Below are 18947 nucleotides of genomic sequence, written 5' to 3'. Positions count from 1 at the left end.
ACTGTGTCCCAGGAACTATCGATGCGAGCCATCGTTAGACCTGCACAGGAACGAGGTAACGTCATGAACATATCCATTGCACTGCCGGCGGCTGTTTTCGGATTATTTGCCACCTGCGCCTTCGCACAGGCTCCCGCTGACGCGCCGCAGCCTGCCCCTCCTGCGGCTGACTCCGGCCCAGAACCCCCACCTCCTCCGCAGGAACAGCCACGCAAGAACGAAGCGCGCGCGGACCATTATTGGCACTCGCAGCCAAGGGAGCGTGGCGCCCGCTTCCGCATCGAAAGCGGTCGGACGAGAATTGACCTGAGATGCGCCGACGGAGAATCAACGAAGGAATGCGCCGATACGGTTCTTCAGCTGCTCGAGCATTTGCAGACACCTACGTCCGGCAACAGTGATCGGAACGGTTATGACCGAGGCGATCGCTGGGAGCGTGACTAGGGCTGAAGCTGTCGCCGGCATGAACGGAGCTTTCAGCCCCCATTCACGCCGACAGGCGCTAGATCCTCCTGCAAACCGGAGAACCGAAATGCGGAAAATTCTCATCACCACGGCCCTTCTCATGGCCGGAATGGCGGCTGAAGCAGCCAATGCAACCCCTGTGGGCCGCCTCACGGCGCCAGCAGCCTCCAGTGTCATGACCGTCGATTATGCGTGCGGTCGCGGTTACCATCTCAGCCCACGTGGCTTTTGCCGGCCCAATCGGTGGGCACCGCCGCCGCCACGTTATTACGCACCACGCTATTATGGCTGGGAACGTCCGTATCGCGACTGGGGCGAATACCGGTACCGCGAGCGCTGGGATCGCGATCGCGATTGGCGGTAATCGCCCGGACCTGCCGTTACCGGCCTGCGCATGACAATACGCAACCGCGCTTGGTGGCGGCTTTGCGCCCTTCGTACCGTCGGCAGGCGCCGAGCCGGTGCCCGCTTCATCGATGGCTGCGTGGGCGACGGCTCACGCCCACAAGGAATCGAATTACTGATCGACCGCAGCAAGCCTTCGTTGAGCGCCAGAGCAGCATCGCGCTCTAAGCACCAGGAAGCTTTCATGCTAGATTGGCGTTCCACACCACCTCGAGCGAAACAGCCATGGCAGCAGGAAACAAATCGTCACAGGCGGGGGCCTCACGGAAACGTCGCCCTAAATTCAATCCCAAGCGCGACCCGAAACCACAGATCCTCGCCGAGGCCAATCGCACTGTCTTGTGGATGGCGTCCGTGGTCGTGATTGCATTTCTGGTCGTAGTAGCCGTCCAGGCATTGTGGTAGCCGCGCTGTTGCAGGACTCCACATACGGTTATTCGCGGGGTCCTTCCGCCTGACGCGGGATCAGGTTGCCGATTTCCATCGGGAACGGGAATATGATCGTTGAGCTCTTTTCGCTCGCGAGAACGTTCAACGTGCTCAGATAGCGAAGCTGCATGGCCTGCGGCTTGCGGGCCAGGATTTCCGCCGCCTCGAGAAGCTTTGCAGCCGCCTGCTGCTCGCCCTCTGCATTGATAACCTTCGCCCGCCGCTCCCGCTCGGCCTCCGCCTGACGGGCAATGGCGCGGATCATCGATTCGTTGATGTCGACATGTTTGATCTCGACATTGGCGACTTTAATGCCCCACGCATCCGTCTGTGCGTCGAGGATCGCCTGGATATCGCTGTTGAGCTTGTCGCGTTCTGCAAGCATCTCGTCGAGATCATGCTTGCCAAGCACCGAACGCAGCGTCGTCTGTGCGAGCTGGCTGGTGGCGGCCATGAAGTTTTCCACCTGGATGGTCGACTTTTCAGGATCGATGACCCTGAAATAGATCACCGCGTTGACGCGTACTGAAACGTTGTCTCTGGAAATAACATCTTGGCTTGGAACGTCGAGTACTCTGGTGCGCAGGTCCACTCGTATCATCTGCTGAACGTACGGAAAGAGCAAAATCAGACCCGGTCCTTTGACGCCGGTGAAGCGGCCGAGTGTGAAAACGACGCCCCGCTCATATTCGCGCAGGATCTTGGTCGCCGATGCGATGATGAGCAGCAAAATGAGGATGACGACGCCATAAAAGGTGAACCCCACGAACATGCTCATGATTTCCTCCTGCCTCTGAATATTCCCTGCCCTAGCTTTCCTGCCGCTGGCGTGCGACTTCGAGCGTCAGGCCTTTGCGGCCGGTAATCTTGATTTCGTCGCCGCTAGACAGCGGTTCATCGGCAATCGCTCTCCAGCGTTCACCATGTGCGATCACGTAGCCCGTCATATCTTCCCAGCTCTGAACCTGCCCGAAAGACCGATCATCTGCTCGGCTCCCGTAGCCATGTCGCGCCGGCGCGATGTGAAGGCAAGAAGTGCGATCAGAAGGCTGAGCGCCGAGATTACAATGGCGATGGCGCCCAGCATCGGCCATGAGACCCCAAAGCCCGGTATGTTGGTGTTGAACAGAATCGCCGCACCCAGCACCAGAGCCAGTCCGCCGCCTATGCCCAGCGCGCCGAAAGATGGCGAGTGCACTTCTGCGACGGTCAGGCCCACGCCCAAAACAATCAAGCCGACGCCGGCATAGCTGACTGGCAATAGGGCGAGTGCATAGAGGCCAAGCAGCAAGCAGACGGCACCGATCGTTCCAGGCAGGAATGTTCCTGGCGCGAGAAATTCAAAGATCAGTCCATAGATGCCGATCATCATCAGAATGAGAGCGATGTTCGGATCGGTGATCACCGAGAGCAGACGGACCCGCCAATCCGGCTCGAATTCCTCTATGGCAAGGCCTGTCGTGTCGAGCAGTACGTCGGCCTGGCCAATTTTCACCACGCGCCCTTGCGCCTGGGCCAGAAGCTCGGCGGGGCTGGCAACCATGAAATCGATGACGTGTTCGCGCAGGGCCGCGGTCGCCGAAAGGCTGGCCGCCTCGCGCACCGCGCGCTCCGCCCAGTCGGCATTGCGGCCCCGCAGCTCTGCAAGTCCGCGGATATAGGCCACGGCGTCGTTGACTGCCTTGGCTTCCTCCGGACCGCGCGGTGCCTGCCGCTTGTTGCCTTCCGGATTGCTCTGATCGTCTCCGGTGCCATTGTCCGGCAGTCGGCCGAGTGCAATCGGCGTTGCAGCGCCGAGATTGGTGCCGGGCGCCATTGCCGCTATATGGCTTGCATAGAGGATATAGGTTCCAGCGCTGGCGGCCCGCGCTCCAGGGGGCGCGACGAAACCCGCGACCGGTACCGGCGACGCAAGGATTGCGCGGATGATCTCACGCATCGACGTGTCGAGACCGCCCGGCGTGTCCATCCGCAGAACAACAAGCACCGCCCCGCGATCGGCGGCACTCTGGAGACCGCGCTTGATATAGTCAGCGGTCGCCGGACCGACTGCACCATTCAGCTGAAGGACAATCGCAACACGATTGGACTCCGTCTGCGCCGCAATGGCACCAAATGCCGGCATCAGGCCCAGCACCAGGGCAAGAACTCGCGATATTCTTCGCCAGGGCCTCGAATGCCATGCCAATTTCCGCCGATTATCCATAGGCAGATATATATAGCGGCACGATCAAACGATAAGACGGCTCGACTGGATTGAAATCAATGGCATGAGGATCTTCCGGATTGCATCTCGCGCCTCTTCAGTCCTGCCATGGGTCGATTATGATCACGTTTGTACCGTCGAAATCCTGAACGTTCCGTGTGACCACAGCCAAATCATGAACGAGCGCGGTGGCCGCGATCAAAGCATCGGCCTCGTTGCGGCGGTCTGTAACATGTAGCTGGGCGCAACGCGTTGCTATCGCGTCATCGATGGGCAGAATTCGCTCAGCGAATTCAGGGCGAACCCGGCTGTCCATCCATCGCCGCAAGCGAAAACCTTGGGCCGCGTCCTAACGCTGGATCCCTAATATCCCACGCTCAAGTTCCAGGATCGTAATCACGGAAATGAACAAATCGCTGGAATCTTGCACACCGACCCACTTCGTCACATTCGGATCGGCCTTACCGTCGCCAACTTTGCGCAACTCCGAAATGACATTTGTATCCAAGAGATACTTCAAGACAGATCGACTCCGCGGGCCGCAATCTCGGCCCGAGGTAGATCTAAATCGATAGACGACAAACCAGGCATTGAAAGAGCGTCAACCAAGTTGCGGCGCTTGCCAGTCAGGCGCTCGAACTCGCTGTAGGTCATCAGCACATGCGACGGTTTCCCGCGATCCGTGATAACGACAGGTCCTTTTTCAGCAGCCTTCTTTGCCTTGCTGACGTCTTGGTTCAACTCGCGGCTAGACAAACTCGTGATGCCCATAGAACGCCTCGATGTAGGAACATACCTACATATAAGGTATCACTTGCCGTGGAGCAATGGTCGCCGTGGCGGACAGGAAACGAACCCGTGGACCACATCATACGATCGGCAAATTTAAACGCCGAGGTTGCTGCAAAAGATATTTGAAGCAGAGTCAATCATCTATCGGAAAAACGAAGCCAGCTTTCACTCGATCCATTACCACCATGGTTTTGAAACCTTTAATATCATGGTTCTCATAGAAGAACCGACGTGTGAAGGCTTCGTAATCCTCCATGTCCTTCGCCGTAATAACTAGGATGAAATCGGCGTCGCCCGTCACGTAATAGCCGATCATCACCTCCTTCGTAGCGCGGATCGCCGACTTGAATCGATCAACGATGTCTGCCCGTTCGCGCTCCAGAGAGACAAGAACAATCATCGTGATGCCGCGCCCGACAGCCTTAGGCGAGACGATCGACACGTCTGCCTCGATCACCCCCTCCTCACGCAATCGCTTCAGCCGTCGCTGACAAGCAGTTGGTGAGAGATTGACGATCTGTGCCAGCTCTTCAGAGGTTAGACGATTGTTCTTCTGGACGGCGTCAAGCAGCGCCCGATCGGCTCTGTCAAGAGTAGTCATGCAGAAATCCTGCGTTCAGCACCCAAATTAAGCTCAATTTCTGCACGGCGGATCAAATCAATGCAGCCAATCGATCATGGCGCGCGGCTAGTCTCCTTGTAAACCCCATTTGGAGCCTCGCATGAAAGGTATCGCCAGCACTGCGCTGAAAAACCTGCAACGACCCGATTTGATCGAGCGCCGCGCCTTTCTGCATGGCACATGGGCTGTGCGCGAAGAGACACTCAGCGTCATCGATCCGGCAACCGGTGAGCACCTCGTCGATGTCGCAGCCTGCTCGCTCGAAGATGCCGATGCCGCCGTCGATGCGGCGAAGAATGCGTTTCTCGATTGGCGTGACAGGCTCCCCGTCGAACGTGGCCAGGTCCTGCGTGCGTGGGGCAAGCTGATGCGCGAAAACGCGCAAGACCTCTCTGTGATCATGACCGCTGAACAAGGAAAACCGCTCGCAGAATCGCTTGGCGAAATTTCTTATGCCGCAAACTTCCTCGACTGGTTCGCGGCCGAGGCCGAGCGTGCCTATGGCGAAACGATACCGAGCCACCTGCCGGGCAGCCGACTGTCGGTACAGATGCAGCCGCTTGGCGTGACTGTTGCGATCACCCCGTGGAACTTTCCCTCGGCGATGATTACTCGCAAGGCGGGTGCCGCGCTCGCAGCCGGCTGCACGATGATTGTCAAGCCTGCCCCGGAAACGCCTTTATCTGCGCTCGCTCTGGCAAAGCTTGCTGAGGAGGCCGGAATGCCGGCCGGCGTATTCCAAGTCCTCACCGGGGAAGCTGCCCCGCTTGCGCGCCGCCTGCTCGAACACACGGATGTGCGTGCCTTTTCCTTCACCGGCTCTACCGAGGTCGGGCGCATTCTGCTTACCCAATCGGCGGCGACCGTGAAGAAGGCTTCGCTAGAACTTGGCGGCCACGCACCCTTCATCCTCTTCGACGACGCCGAGCTTTCCAAAGCCGTGAGGGGCTGTATTGGCGCAAAATTCGCCACGTCGGGACAGGATTGCCTTGCCGCCAACAGGATTTACGTCCAGCGCGGCCATTACGAACGGTTCCTAGATGCCTTCGCCAAAGCCACTCGAGAACTCAACCTCGGTCATGGCCTCGAAGCTGGCACCGATATCGGGCCGATGACGCGCCCTTCGGTTGCCGAAAAATGCCGCCAGCAGATTGCGCAGGCGCTCTCCGCCGGTGCGCGTCTCATCTGCGGCGGACAGGATAGTCCGCTTGGCGGCAATTTCGTCACGCCAACCGTGCTCGCCGATGTCACCGACGACATGCTGATTGCCCACGAAGAGACCTTCGGCCCTGTCGCTGCGATCCTGCCGTTCGATGACGAGCAGGAGGTGCTCGCCCGTGCCAATGCCACGGAAATGGGGCTGGCAGCCTACGTCTACACCAATGATCTTAGTCGCGCGATGCGCCTCACCGACCGGCTCGAATACGGCATGATCGCTGTCAACACACCAAAATTCACCGGCGCCCCGATACCCTTTGGGGGCTGGAAGCAATCCGGTCTTGGTCGCGAAGGTTCGCGCCACGGCCTCCTGGAATATCTCGAAGCTAAATATGTCTGCTTCGGCAACCTTGCTGCATGAAAGGATCCGCGCCATGACCGTCAACCCTCATCAGATCGCCGAGATGGACCGCAATTCGGTCCTGCATCCCTTCACCCAGCTCAAGGATTTTGCCAGCGGCAAGATGGGCGATCCGACGATCGTCGAAACGGGCAAGGGCATCCGCATTCAGGATGCGCACGGCAAGCAGCTGATCGACGGTTTCGCCGGCCTCTATTGCGTCAATATCGGCTACGGCCGCACCGAGGTCGCCGAGGCCATTTCGCGCCAAGCCTACCGCCTCGCCTACTACCATACCTATGCCGCCCACACGACCGATGAGCTCGCGATCCTATCCGATCGGCTGGTGAAAATGGCACCCGGCAAGATGAGCAAGATCTTCTACGGCATGTCGGGCTCCGACGCCAACGAAACGCAGGCCAAGCTCGTCTGGTATTACAGCAACCTGCGCGGCAAGCCGAACAAGAAGAAGATCATCTCCCGTGAACGCGGCTACCATGGTTGCAGCGTCGTCTCCGGCTCCATGACCGGAATGAGCTTTTACCATGACCATATGGACCTGCCGCGTGCGGGCATTATCCACACTGGCGCACCGCATTTTTATTGGGGCGCGGAAGCCGGCGAAACGGAACTCGAATTTTCCAAGCGCCGGGCTGAGGAACTCGAAGCCCTGATCCTGCGTGAAGACCCGGACACGATTGGTGCCTTCATCGGTGAGCCGGTGCTCGGCACCGGCGGCATCACCCCGCCGCCGCAAGGCTATTGGGAAGAGGTGCAAAAGATCCTCAAGAAATACGATATCCTGCTGATCGCCGACGAGGTCATCACGGGATTTGGACGCACCGGTTCGATGTTCGGATCGCAACATTACGGCATCGAACCCGACCTGATCACCGTCGCCAAGGGCCTGACCTCGGCCTATTTTCCACTGTCGGGCGCAATCGTTAGCGAAAAGGTCTACAAGGTGATGGAAGAAGGGGCCGATCGCGTCGGCTCTTTCTCCCACGGCTATACCTATTCCGGCCATCCGATTGGCGCTGCGGCGGCGAACGCCGTTCTCGACATCGTCGAGAAGGAGGATCTGCCGGGGAATGCGCGGACGGTCGGCAATTATTTCCAGGCGCAGCTGAAGGCCAAGTTCGCTCAGCTTCCCATCGTCGGAGAGGTGAGAGGCGTCGGCCTGATGGGCGCCATCGAATTTGTGGCCGATCGGGAAAAGAAGACGCGCTTTGCGCCCGCCATGACTGTCGGTGCACGAATCTCGAAGGCCGCGCGCAGCCGCGGGCTGATTGCCCGCGCCATGCCCCATGGCGATATCCTGGGTTTTGCGCCACCACTCGTCACAACGAAGGAGGAGGTCGATGAGATCGTTGCCATTGCCGAATCCGCCGTCCGCTCCGTCATGGACGAATTGATCAAAGCCGGCGAGAAGATCTGATTCAGGCATGTCCGCCGGGCGGGATAACTCTCGCCCGACACCGCCGCTTTTCGAGCAAAATCGCTGTGATGATGGTTAATTCTGAAGCAATCACGGCTCTAACTGCATAACGCTTCATCTTTTCAGACGAAGCGTGCATAATGTCATGAAATGGTCGTCCTCAAAAACGAGACAATTTCATGCGACGTCAAGCCAATCCCCTGAACCTTTATCCCACGATGGCGACGAAGCCGGTGGCTTGGCGACCGAGCCTTGCCAAGCAAAAGGGGGAAACGAAGCATGCAGCTCTCACCGAGCGCATTATCGCCGATATCGAGGCCGGCGTGCTCAAACCGATGGATCGCATGCCGACGCATCGCGATCTGGCGCGCGAACTCGGCCTTTCTGTCCAGACCGTCAGCCTCTCCTACAAGGAGGCCGAACGGCTCGGCTATCTGAGCGGTGAGATCGGTCGCGGCACTTTCGTGAAAACACGCGTGACGGATCGGGCCGGGCGCATGATGCTTGATCATAGTGCCAATGAGGTGCTCGATCTTTCGATCATTCGCGGCGTCTATCTCGATGCGCATGAGACCGCATCGCGCGAGATCCTTCGTGAGCTCGCCGATGGCGATAATGCAAGCTTCATGCGCCCGTGCCGCCCGGTCGCGGGCCTTGATCGCCATCGAGAGACGGCGCGCATCTGGTTGCGCACGCTCGGCGTTACTGCCGGGATAGAGCGCATCCTCGTCACCAACGGTGCTGCTCATGCCATTTTTCTCGCTTTAAGCTGCGTTATCCGCTCCGGAGACGTCGTCCTGTGTGAGAATCTCACCGATCACGGTATCATCGGACTTTCGAACGTCCTTGGCTTCAGCCTGAAGGGCCTGCCGACAGACAATGAAGGCATTTTGCCCGATGCGCTGGAGGCCGTTTGTGCCGCAGGCGGCGTCCGAGCACTGGTGCTTATCCCGACCCTCAACAATCCGACGGGTCATGTCATGGGCGCGACCCGCAGGAGCGAGATAGCCGCGATCGCGGCGCGATATGGCGTCTTCGTCATCGAGGATGAGGTCTATCGCCCTATGATAGAGGAGGACCTGCCGTCGCTCACTGAGATGCTGCCCGATCTCGGCTTCTTCGTCACGAGCTTCACCAAGGCAGTGCTGACAGGATTGCGCGTTGGCTATCTCGTCGTTCCACCAGCCTATTCCATTCGCGCCGCCTCGATCCTGCGTGTGTCGAGCTGGAGCGGCACCTATCTGACCGGCGAAATCGCCACGCGCTGGGTCGAGAGTGGCACGGCTCAGCGGCTGGTCGAAATCCAGCGTGAGGAAGCACGAGCGCGCCAAAACATCGTCAGTGAAATCCTCGGCGACCATATCGCCTCCAGCCATCCGCTCTCGCTCTGCGCCTGGCTCAAGGTTCCACCGCACTGGACTGAGGATGGCCTGGTCCGTTCGCTAACCAACCTGAATGTCGCGGTCACGCCCTCCGAACCCTTCATTGCAGGCCCCGGCCATGGCGGTGGCATTCGTATCTGTTTGGGCGGACGCATGAACCATGCAAGCCTGGCCAAGGCACTGACGATCGTGCGGCAGGCCTTCGAGCAATTGCCACCGGTCTATGACATCGGCGCCATCGGATAGGCCTTACCAGGGCAATCATTGAATCATTACAATATAATAATTGACATGATTTTAGTTCGCTCTCAACATGACAATCATGAAGAGCGAAATCCAGTCCAGATCGACCGAAGAAAGGGTGCTGCCAGTCACGCTGGCAGATATCAAGCGGGCTGCCGCTCGCATCGTCGGCCGAGTGACACACACGCCTCTCGTTTATTCCAGCAATCTTTCTGAACGCACCAGCCAGCCTGTCTATCTCAAGCTCGAGACACGCCAGCCCATCGGCGCCTTCAAGCTGCGCGGTGCAATGAACGCTATCCTCTCGCTGGATGACGCGGCGCGCAAGCGTGGTCTCGTTACCGCCTCGACAGGCAATCACGGTCGCGCGGTGGCTTATGCCGCACGCGAGCTGGGCGTCCCGGCCACCATCTGCATGTCATCGCTCGTTCCGGCCAACAAGGTCGAGGCGATCCGCATGCTCGGAGCCGAAATCCGCATTGTCGGCAGATCGCAGGACGACGCCCAAGCGGAAGTAGAACGCCTGACCGAGAGCCGTGGACTCACGCCGATCCCGCCTTTCGACGATGCGAACGTTGTTGCCGGTCAAGGCACGATCGGCCTCGAAATCGTAGAGGACCTGCCCGACCTCACGACGGTGCTCGTGCCTCTTTCCGGTGGTGGCTTGGCTGGCGGCATTGCGGTTGCCGTCAAGGCCCTGAAGCCCGAGGTTCGCGTCATCGGTCTTTCGATGGAGCGTGGGGCAGCCATGCATGCGGCGATTGCTGCCGGCAAGCCAGTTGCGGTCCGTGAGGAGGAAACGTTGGCGGATTCGCTGGGCGGTGGCATAGGTGTTTCAAACCATGTGACCTTCACGCTTTGCCGCAATCTCCTCGACGACATCGTCCTTCTCACCGAAAACCAGATTGCTGAAGGCATCCGCCATGCCGCGCGACAGGAACACGTAACGGCCGAGGGTGCCGGTGCAGTCGGCATTGCCGCTATCCTCGCTGGCAAAGTCGAACTTTCCGGTCCCACCGCCGTCGTCATCTCGGGCGGCAACATTGACCCGATCCTGCATCAAAGAATCGTCGCGGAGGCCACCACATGAGCCGCATCAGCATTCTGATGGAAAAAGACCTTCGCGCTATCGTCAAACTCGATGCCTCCGCGGTCGATTGTGTCGAACAGGCCTTTGCTGCGCTCGCGACGAAAGCCGTTGCCATGCCGCCGATCCTGCGCCTCGATATTCCGGAATTTCGTGGCGAGGTGGACGTCAAGACGGCCTACGTGCCAGGCTTCGACGGTTTTGCAATCAAGGTCAGCCCCGGATTCTTCGACAACCCCAAGATCGGTCTGCCAAGCCTCAACGGGCTGATGATCCTGCTGAGCGCGAAGACCGGGCTGGTCGAAGCCCTTCTTCTCGACAACGGCTATCTTACGGATGTGCGCACGGCAGCGGCGGGTGCAGTCGCCGCGCGCCACCTGTCCTGCAAAGGCGCCAGCGTTGCCACGATCTTTGGAGCAGGCATGCAGGCGCGGCTGCAGCTTGAGGCTCTCATGTTGGTACGGCCGATCAAATCGGCCCGGATCTGGGCGCGTGACCACGCGAAGGCCAAGACGCTTGCTTCAGATTTGGGTCGCGACCACGCAATCGAGGTCGCCGCCATCGCCGATCCGCGTGAAGCGGTCCACGGCGCGGATATCGTCGTCACGACGACGCCGGCAGAAAAGCCGATTCTGATGGCCGAATGGCTCGAGCCCGGACAGCATCTGACCGCGATGGGGTCGGATGCTGAGCACAAGAACGAGATCGATCCGGCCGTCTTTGATCGCACTATCTACGTTGCAGATCGGCTCTCGCAGACCCGCATTCTCGGCGAGCTGCACCATGCCATCAACTCCGGCGCAGTCACGCGGGACCAGCAGTTTGCCGAACTCGGAGATGTCATCGCCGGCAGGGCAATTGGCCGGCTGAGGGCAGACGATATAACCTTCGCCGACCTCACGGGTACCGGTGTGCAGGACACCGCCATCGCCAATCTGGCACTTGCCCGCGCAAATGACGCAGGAAGCGGTCAGACGATCGAAAACGACATCAAAATAGGAGATGCAGCGTGAGCGTGACGCTGAACTTTACGCGCGAGGAATATGCCGCGCGCCTTTCCAAAACCCGTCATGCTATGGAAAAGGCCGGGATCGATCTCCTGATCGTCACCGATCCGTCCAACATGCACTGGATCACCGGCTACGATGGCTGGTCCTTCTATGTGCATCAATGCGTTCTGGTGCCGCCGAGCGGCGAGCCGATCTGGTACGGTCGCAAGCAGGATGCCAATGGCGCGAAACGCACCGCCTATTTGAACCATGACAATATCATCGGCTACCCCGATCACTACGTCCAGTCGACCGAGCGCCATCCTATGGATCTGCTGGCGCAGATCATCGATGAGCGCAAATGGTCGAGCCTCACGGTCGGCGTCGAGATGGACAACTATTATTTCTCGGCAGCCGCCTTCGCGTCTCTGCAAAAGCATCTGCCCAATGCCCGCTTCAAGGATGCGGCGGGCCTGGTCAACTGGCAGCGCGCGGTCAAGAGCACGACGGAACTCGACTATATGCGCAAGGCGGGCAAGATCGTCGAACTGATGCACAAGCGCATTGTCGACGTCGTCGAGCCCGGGATGCGCAAATGCGACCTCGTCGCCGAGATCTACGATGCCGGCATCCGCGGCACATCGGAATTCGGCGGCGATTATCCGGCAATCGTGCCGCTGCTGCCGTCGGGCGCAGACGCTTCCGCGCCGCATCTGACCTGGGATGACAAGCCGATGCGTTTGGGCGAAGGGACGTTCTTCGAGATCGCCGGCGCCTACAAGCGCTATCACTGCCCACTGTCGCGCACCGTCTTTCTCGGCAAGCCGACTCAAGCCTTTCTCGATGCGGAAAAGGCGACACTCGAGGGCATGGAAGCGGGCCTAGCCGCTGCAAGGCCCGGCAATAGCTGCGAGGACATCGCCAACGCCTTCTTCGACGTGCTGAAGAAATACGGGATCATCAAGGACAACCGCACCGGCTATCCGATCGGTCTTTCCTATCCGCCGGATTGGGGCGAGCGTACGATGAGCCTGCGTCCCGGCGACCGCACCGAGCTGAAGCCTGGCATGACCTTCCATTTCATGACGGGTCTCTGGCTGGAGGATATGGGACTGGAAATCACCGAAAGCATCGCGATTACCGAAACAGGCGTGGAATGCCTGTCGAACGTACCGCGTCAGCTATTCGTGAAGGGATGAGTGCCATGTTGACCGGCACGCCCCGCCCTTCGCCGATCACCCCTTCCGTCGATTTCGATGCGAAGGGCATTCAGCACGGGCATCTGAGACTGCCTTATAGCCGTGATGATAGCGCCTGGGGTTCGGTGATGATTCCGATCTGTATCATCGCCAATGGCGAAGGCCCAACCGCTCTTTTGACTGGCGCCAACCATGGCGACGAGTACGAAGGCCCGGCGGCTCTCTTCGAACTGGCACAGACGCTGGATCCGTCGCAGGTAAGCGGGCGCATCATTATTGTCCCGGCGCTCAACTATCCGGCCTTTCGTGCGGGCACGCGCACCTCTCCGATCGACCGCGGAAACCTGAATCGCAGCTTTCCAGGTCGCCCGGACGGTTCGGTGACGGAAAAGATCGCGGATTATGTCACCCGCCACCTGATACCGCTCGCCGATATCGTCCTCGACTTCCATTCGGGCGGCAAGACGCTCGATTTTCTGCCCTATGCGGCGGCACACGAACTGCCGGACAAGGATCAGGAGGCGCGCTGCTTTGACGCCGTCGCGGCGTTTGCTGCGCCCTACTCGATGAAGATGCTGGAGATCGACGCTGTTGGCATGCTGGATACCACGGTCGAGGAAATGGGCAAGGTCTTCGTCACCACTGAGCTCGGCGGTGCTGGCACTGCCACCGCAAAATCGATCGAGATCGCGCGAAAGGGCAGCCTCAACCTCCTGCGTCACGCTGGAATCCTGAAGGGCGCGCCAGACGCCAAGCCAACCCGCTGGTTGGATATGCCATCGAGCGATTGCTTCGCCTTTGCTGAGGACGACGGGCTCATCGCCTTTGCCCGCGATCTGGGCGAGCCGGTCAAAAGGAACGAAATCGTCGCCCGCGTGTATTCCGTCGGCAAGACCGGTGTTGCGCCAATCGAATACCGCGCCGCCATGGATGGCGTGCTTGCGGCACGCCACGTGCCCGGCCTGATCAAGGCCGGCGACTGCCTTTCCGTTATCGCAACGATCACGGAGAAAACCTGACCAGACGAACGCCGTGAGATCCGAAAACGGACCACAAACTTAACCAGAGGAGAATTCGAATGCGCATCTCAAAAACCATCTGCCTCTCCGCACTTGCGCTCGGCATCGGCGTCACGTCGGCCAGTGCACTGACCGTCGAAGAAGCCAAGAAGCAAGGATTCATCCGCGCCGCGACGGCCAACGAGGTACCCTATTCCTATATGCAGCCAGACGGCACCTCTGCGGGTATCGGCCCCGACGTTGCCAATGCCGTTCTGAAATCCATGGGCATCGAGGAAATTAACTGGACGGTGACACCTTTCGGCACGCTCATCCCCGGTCTTAAGGCGCGTCGCTTCGACTTTGCTGCAGCAGAGCAGAACATATCCCCCGAACGTTGCAAGCAGGTCGCCTTTACCGAACCCAACTCGTCCTACGGTGAGGGGCTTCTGGTCAAGAAGGGCAATCCCAAGGGCCTGACAACCTATGCCGACATTGCAAAAGACCCGTCCTTGAAAGTCGCGGTGGTTTCGGGTGCAAACAACGTCGACTTCCTGCGTGCCGTCGGCGTCAAGGACGAGCAGATCGTCTTCATTCCGGCGAATGCTGATGCGATCCCGACAGTACAGAGCCGCGTCGATGCCTACGCGGCCACCGAGTTGACGGTCTCCGCGCTCGCCAAGGATCAGAAAGATGTCGAGCAGGTCGCGCCATTCAAGGACCCGATCGTCAAGGGCGCGCCGGTCCGCAACTATGGCGGCTTTGCCTTCCGTCCAGAAGACAAGGAATTGCGCGACGCGTTCAACACCGCGCTCGTCGCGTTCCGAAAGACGGAAGACTACAAGAAGATCCTCATGAAGTATGGTCTGTCCGAACAGAGCATCGCGGCAGCAGCTCAGAAGAACGTCGCCGATCTCTGCGCCGGAAAGTAACGATAAGGGCGCCCAGTCCCGGACTGGGCGTCACCTGCTTTCATTCGGAGAGATTGCCAGATGAGCTGGACAGCCTATCTGCCGATGCTTTGGCAAGGCGCTATCGTGACGATGACGATCACTCTGGCAGCGATTGTCTGCGGCGCGGTGCTCGCCTTCGTCTTCGGCATCCTGCGCGTCGAGGGAGGACCGATCCTGTCGGCCGTCGCGCTGTGTTATACGGAAGTATTTCGCGGGACTTCGCTGTTCGTTCAGCTGTTCTGGTTCTATTACGCGCTGCCGCTGGTCGGCCTGAGTTTCGATCCGATCACCACCGGCATCCTGGTATTGGCCGCTCATGTCGGCGGCTATGGCGCCGAAATCGTCCGCGGAGCCCTCCTGTCGGTCTCCGTGCAGCAGCTGGAAGCTGCCCGCGCATTGAACTTCAACCGTATCCAGACCCTCTTTCGCATTTCGCTGCCGCAGGCAGTCGTCGAAATGATGCCGGCCTTCGGCAACCTCGCCATCGAAACGCTGAAGCTGTCCTCACTGGTGTCGTTGATCTCGATTGCCGATCTTACCTTCGCGGCTCAATCCATCCGCAACATCACGTTGGATAGCGCAAGCATCTATTCGGTCACGCTCGTGTGCTACTTCGCCATGTCGCTTGTCCTGATGGTGGCCGTTCGCGTGATCGAGCACTTCGTACGACGCGGCGACGTCTTCCCCCGCGGCGGTCATTCGTGAGGACAGTTCGATGTATGGTTACGAATGGGACACAACAACCTGGGTTACTTACACGACCTCGATCTTGCCGATCATACTGATTGGTTTGACGGTCACGCTAAAGGCGGCAGCTGCTGGCTTTGGGATCGCGCTCGTGCTTGGCCTGGTGTTCGCGCTGCTGCGCCGCAGCCGTATTGTGGCGATCTCCTGGACAGCCGCCTTCGTTGTCGAGTTCCTGCGCGATACGCCGCTTCTGGTACAGTTGTTCTTCCTCTATTACGTGCTGCCAGATTTCGGGATCGTGCTACCCGCCTTTCTCACCGGTGCACTGGCCCTCGGTCTTCAATATGCAGCTTATACGTCCGAGGTCTATCGCGGCGGCATCGAAGCTATTCATCGCGGCCAATGGGAAGCAGCAACGGCGCTCAATCTGACCCGCATGCAAACCTATCGTGACGTGATCATTCCTCAGGCCATCCCGCGCATTGTGCCGGCGATGGGGAATTACCTCGTGGCCATGATCAAGGAAACGCCGGTGCTCTCTGTGGTCACTGTTCTGGAGATGATGGGGCTAGCCAACATGATCGGCGAACGCACCTTCGAATACCTCGTGCCGCTGACGCTTGTCGGCCTGATTTTCCTTCTGCTGACGCTGATCTGCTCGGCAGGCCTCCACCGCTTGCAGAAAGCGCTTCCAAAAGCAGGAATACCCTTGCGATGACCAACGACAACGTCCAGCCCATCATCGAGTTTTCCGATGTCACCAAGCGCTTCGGCATCCTGACAGTGCTTGATCACTTCAATTTTAGCGTTGCGAAGGGCGAGAAGGTCACGCTTATCGGCCCGTCTGGCTCCGGCAAATCAACGGTTCTGCGCATTCTCATGACACTCGAACCGTTTCAGGAAGGCAAGTTGACAATCGCCGGCACTTCCTATCACCAGCCGGACGGCAGAGGCCCGTTCCAGGCATCGGAAAAACACCTGCGCCAAATCCGCAATCATGTCGGCATGGTCTTCCAGAGCTTCAATCTTTTTCCTCACATGACGGTGCTTCGCAACGTTGTCGAAGCGCCGGTACGGGTGCTGGGGATGCCGAGGGCGGAAGCGGAAGCGCGAGCGATTGAACTGCTGCAGATGGTCGGACTGGCAGACAAGAAGGATCACTATCCGGTGCAGCTTTCCGGCGGCCAGCAGCAGCGTGTGGCAATTGCCCGTGCGCTCGCGATGCGTCCGCGTGTTCTGCTTTTCGATGAACCTACGTCGGCCCTGGATCCCCAGCTGGTGGGCGAAGTGCTTTCCGTTATCCGCGGGCTGGCCCATGAACATGACCTGACGATGCTGCTCGTCACCCATGAGATGCGTTTTGCCCGCGAAGTCTCGGATCGCGTCTGCTTCTTCGACAAGGGCCGCATCTGTGAACAGGGTGCTCCGGAACAGATATTCGGCGCGCCGGAAGCGGAGAGGACGCGTGAATTTCTGTCATCGGTCCTTGGATAACCAGAAAATCCAGCAGCCAGAGATGGAAGCGGCAGCCTGACAACAAGGCGACGACACGCCTTGATGAGATTCAAACAGCGAACACCGTTTGGATTCTTTAGGCATCTGATTGTGCTTCGAGGTACCCTGTCGACGAGCCATATCACGGACTTGATCGAATACGAATCTCAGGCCCCGCACTAGTGAAAACATATTCGGATCTGGTTGATATCGAATTTCAAAGAGAGCGCTGATTTTATCGCTTTCGCCAACAGGCCGTTACGCTATGCATGTCGCGCGGCAGTTTGAGCTTCTCGCGCGCCAATCGCCAAATGGCGGGGAAATCGTCGCGCTCACATCCGGCCCAGATAAACAGAACCGCCCCTTCCTGTGACGACAAATATTGCGTCAATGCGCGCTCAGCAGCCCAGCGCCGCCGAGTGTCTGGCGATCGCGATAAAGATGGGTAAGCAAGTGCCGGGCAGCCAGTCAGAGATTTCGTTCCGGGAACTATAGCTATAAGCCAATGGACTATTTTTTGTGTCCATCGCGCCGCGTTGCATCCCCTACGCGCTGACGATATATGTATGATAAAATGAAAAATGTCGGAGATCACCTTGCTGCAGAAGGCTGTGAGCGAAACCGTCGCGGAGAGCAGCTATCGGCAAATCCGCGCCGATATCATCTTCGGGCGGCTGACGCCCGGACAGAAGCTTAAATTGGAAAATCTGAAAGGAGCTTATGGCACCAGCGTCAGCACGCTCCGCGAGATCCTTAATCGGCTAAGCTCGGAGGGCCTTGTGCTTGCCGAAGGCCAGCGTGGATTCGAGGTGGCCGGGGTTTCGGTTGCCGACCTCAAGGAGATTGCCGCACTTCGCCTGCTGCTCGAAGAGCACGCTCTGGAGCAATCCTTCGAACAGGGCGACGTTGATTGGGAAGCGCAGCTCGTCTCGGCCCATTACAAGCTGGCGCGTATGGAAAAGGTAATGGCCTCGGGCGACACCAGCCAGGCCGAAGACTGGAAACGTTACGACTGGGAGTTCCACCAGGCCCTGATTGCCGCTTGCGGCTCGCGGCTCTTAATGGAGACGCATTCGGCCATTTTTGACAAGTATTTACGCTATCAGATGGTGGCGCTCTCCTACCGCGGCGGTGTTGCCGAACTGGAGCATAAGCAGTTGCTCGAAGCGGCCCTGCGGCGTGACAGCAGTGCCGCTAAGCAGATCCTGCAGCGCCATATCCAAGGTGGCGTCGAGCACGCGCTCGACAGAGGTTTGCTCTCCTCATCGACCAAGCGGGAGAAAATAGATAATGGCCGCACTGCATAAGGCAGAAAAACCGATGCTCAAAATCACGGCCGAAACCTCGGAAACCATCAGCGATGTCGTCTTCCGGCAGATCCGGCAGGATATCATTTCAGGGGCGCTGGCTCCGGGCGCCAAGATCAAGCTCGAGCAAGCCAAGGAGCATTATTCGATCAGTGTCTCCTCGCTGCGCGAGATCCTGAGCCGCCTTGCGATGGAAAATCTCGTGCTTGCCGAAGGCCAGCGCGGCTTCGAGGTGAGCCCGGCCTCGCGCAAGGAGCTGGAGGAACTCGCGGATCTCAGGACCGTGCTTGAAACTCACGCGATCGGCCTCTCCTTTGCCGCCGGAAATCTGGAATGGGAAGGCCGCATCGTCGCCGCCCATCACAAGCTGGCGACGGCCGAACGCAAGCTGCTTACCGGTGATACCTCGCGCACCATCGACTGGGTGCGTTACGACTGGGAATTCCATCAGGCTATCGTCTCGGCCTGCAATTCGGCGACGCTGATGGCGACGCTCTCATCCATCTTCGATCGGTTTCTGCGCTATCACATGCTGGCGCAGAGCTTTCGCGGCAGGGCTGTCGTTGATGATCACAAGCTGCTGTTCGAGCTGGCTTTGAAGCGAGATGTCGAGGGTGCGCGGGCGGTGATCGTCAGGCATATCCAGAGCGGCGCGGAACACGTGCTGAGGAGCGGGCGGATTGGCTGAGAGGC

General features: G+C 59.1%; 17 protein-coding genes and 2 pseudogenes. 14 read left to right on the top strand and 5 right to left on the bottom strand.

Annotation, left to right across the window (positions count from 1 at the left end):
- Positions 1–532: 532 nt before the first annotated feature.
- On the top strand, positions 533–829 hold the full coding sequence (locus tag EV281_RS23425; protein WP_132656654.1) for a hypothetical protein: 297 nt from the start codon (positions 533–535) through the stop codon (positions 827–829).
- A 474-nt stretch (positions 830–1303) separates the two neighbouring features.
- On the opposite strand, the gene EV281_RS23415 is transcribed toward EV281_RS23425, so the two are convergent.
- From EV281_RS23415 to EV281_RS23395, 5 genes and pseudogenes are all read right to left on the bottom strand, one after another.
- On the bottom strand, positions 1304–2077 hold the full coding sequence (locus EV281_RS23415) for a slipin family protein (RefSeq protein WP_132656652.1): 774 nt from the start codon (positions 2075–2077) through the stop codon (positions 1304–1306).
- 31 nt (positions 2078–2108) lie between these two features.
- A pseudogene (locus EV281_RS23410) lies at positions 2109–3457 on the bottom strand (nodulation protein NfeD).
- Between the two features lie 145 nt (positions 3458–3602).
- A pseudogene (locus EV281_RS23405) lies at positions 3603–4025 on the bottom strand (type II toxin-antitoxin system VapC family toxin).
- Positions 4022–4276, bottom strand: coding sequence for a type II toxin-antitoxin system Phd/YefM family antitoxin (locus tag EV281_RS23400; RefSeq protein WP_132656651.1), 255 nt, complete (start codon positions 4274–4276; stop codon positions 4022–4024). Before EV281_RS23400 ends, EV281_RS23405 begins: the two are co-directional and overlap by 4 nt.
- 154 nt (positions 4277–4430) lie before the next feature.
- On the bottom strand, positions 4431–4898 hold the full coding sequence (locus EV281_RS23395) for an Lrp/AsnC family transcriptional regulator (RefSeq protein WP_132656650.1): 468 nt from the start codon (positions 4896–4898) through the stop codon (positions 4431–4433).
- A 121-nt stretch (positions 4899–5019) separates the two neighbouring features.
- Between EV281_RS23395 and EV281_RS23390 the strand changes: the two genes are divergently transcribed.
- From EV281_RS23390 to EV281_RS23330, 13 genes are all read left to right on the top strand, one after another.
- The gene (locus EV281_RS23390) at positions 5020–6498 is read left to right on the top strand and encodes an NAD-dependent succinate-semialdehyde dehydrogenase (RefSeq protein WP_132656649.1); all 1479 of its coding nucleotides are present in this window, start codon (positions 5020–5022) and stop codon (positions 6496–6498) included.
- A 13-nt stretch (positions 6499–6511) separates the two neighbouring features.
- Positions 6512–7915, top strand: coding sequence for an aspartate aminotransferase family protein (locus EV281_RS23385; protein ID WP_132656648.1), 1404 nt, complete (start codon positions 6512–6514; stop codon positions 7913–7915).
- A gap of 179 nt (positions 7916–8094) precedes the next feature.
- Positions 8095–9543 carry a PLP-dependent aminotransferase family protein gene (locus EV281_RS23380; RefSeq protein WP_132656647.1) on the top strand — a complete coding sequence of 483 codons (1449 nt, stop codon included), beginning with the start codon at positions 8095–8097 and terminating at the stop codon, positions 9541–9543.
- 67 nt (positions 9544–9610) lie between these two features.
- The gene (gene eutB, locus EV281_RS23375; protein ID WP_132656646.1) at positions 9611–10630 is read left to right on the top strand and encodes a hydroxyectoine utilization dehydratase EutB; all 1020 of its coding nucleotides are present in this window, start codon (positions 9611–9613) and stop codon (positions 10628–10630) included.
- Positions 10627–11640 (top strand): ectoine utilization protein EutC, encoded by a 1014-nt coding sequence (eutC, locus tag EV281_RS23370; protein WP_132656645.1) that lies wholly within the window; start codon positions 10627–10629, stop codon positions 11638–11640. The genes eutB and eutC overlap by 4 nt, the downstream gene beginning before the upstream one ends.
- Positions 11637–12815, top strand: a complete 1179-nt coding sequence (gene doeA, locus EV281_RS23365; RefSeq protein ID WP_132656644.1) for an ectoine hydrolase DoeA — start codon at positions 11637–11639, stop codon at positions 12813–12815. The genes eutC and doeA overlap by 4 nt, the downstream gene beginning before the upstream one ends.
- A 5-nt stretch (positions 12816–12820) precedes the next feature.
- Positions 12821–13834 carry a N(2)-acetyl-L-2,4-diaminobutanoate deacetylase DoeB gene (gene doeB / locus EV281_RS23360; RefSeq protein WP_132656643.1) on the top strand — a complete coding sequence of 338 codons (1014 nt, stop codon included), beginning with the start codon at positions 12821–12823 and terminating at the stop codon, positions 13832–13834.
- A gap of 59 nt (positions 13835–13893) precedes the next feature.
- Entirely contained in the window at positions 13894–14745 is an 852-nt protein-coding gene (ehuB, locus tag EV281_RS23355; RefSeq protein ID WP_132656642.1) for an ectoine/hydroxyectoine ABC transporter substrate-binding protein EhuB, read from the top strand.
- A gap of 60 nt (positions 14746–14805) precedes the next feature.
- Positions 14806–15471, top strand: coding sequence for an ectoine/hydroxyectoine ABC transporter permease subunit EhuC (gene ehuC / locus EV281_RS23350; RefSeq protein WP_132656641.1), 666 nt, complete (start codon positions 14806–14808; stop codon positions 15469–15471).
- A gap of 10 nt (positions 15472–15481) precedes the next feature.
- The gene (gene ehuD, locus EV281_RS23345; protein WP_132656640.1) at positions 15482–16171 is read left to right on the top strand and encodes an ectoine/hydroxyectoine ABC transporter permease subunit EhuD; all 690 of its coding nucleotides are present in this window, start codon (positions 15482–15484) and stop codon (positions 16169–16171) included.
- Entirely contained in the window at positions 16168–16947 is a 780-nt protein-coding gene (gene ehuA / locus EV281_RS23340) for an ectoine/hydroxyectoine ABC transporter ATP-binding protein EhuA (RefSeq protein ID WP_132656639.1), read from the top strand. The genes ehuD and ehuA overlap by 4 nt, the downstream gene beginning before the upstream one ends.
- Positions 16948–17543: 596 nt before the next feature.
- Positions 17544–18254, top strand: a complete 711-nt coding sequence (locus EV281_RS23335) for a GntR family transcriptional regulator (RefSeq protein ID WP_132656844.1) — start codon at positions 17544–17546, stop codon at positions 18252–18254.
- A gap of 13 nt (positions 18255–18267) precedes the next feature.
- Complete coding sequence (locus EV281_RS23330; RefSeq protein WP_132656638.1) at positions 18268–18942, top strand: GntR family transcriptional regulator; 675 nt, start codon at positions 18268–18270, stop codon at positions 18940–18942.
- Positions 18943–18947: the final 5 nt, after the last annotated feature.

Origin of the sequence: Rhizobium sp. BK418 (assembly GCF_004341105.1) — a bacterium.
Lineage (GTDB): Bacteria > Pseudomonadota > Alphaproteobacteria > Rhizobiales > Rhizobiaceae > Rhizobium.
Note: the sequence above shows the minus strand (reverse complement) of the source record. Positions and strands in the feature narration are given on the sequence as shown.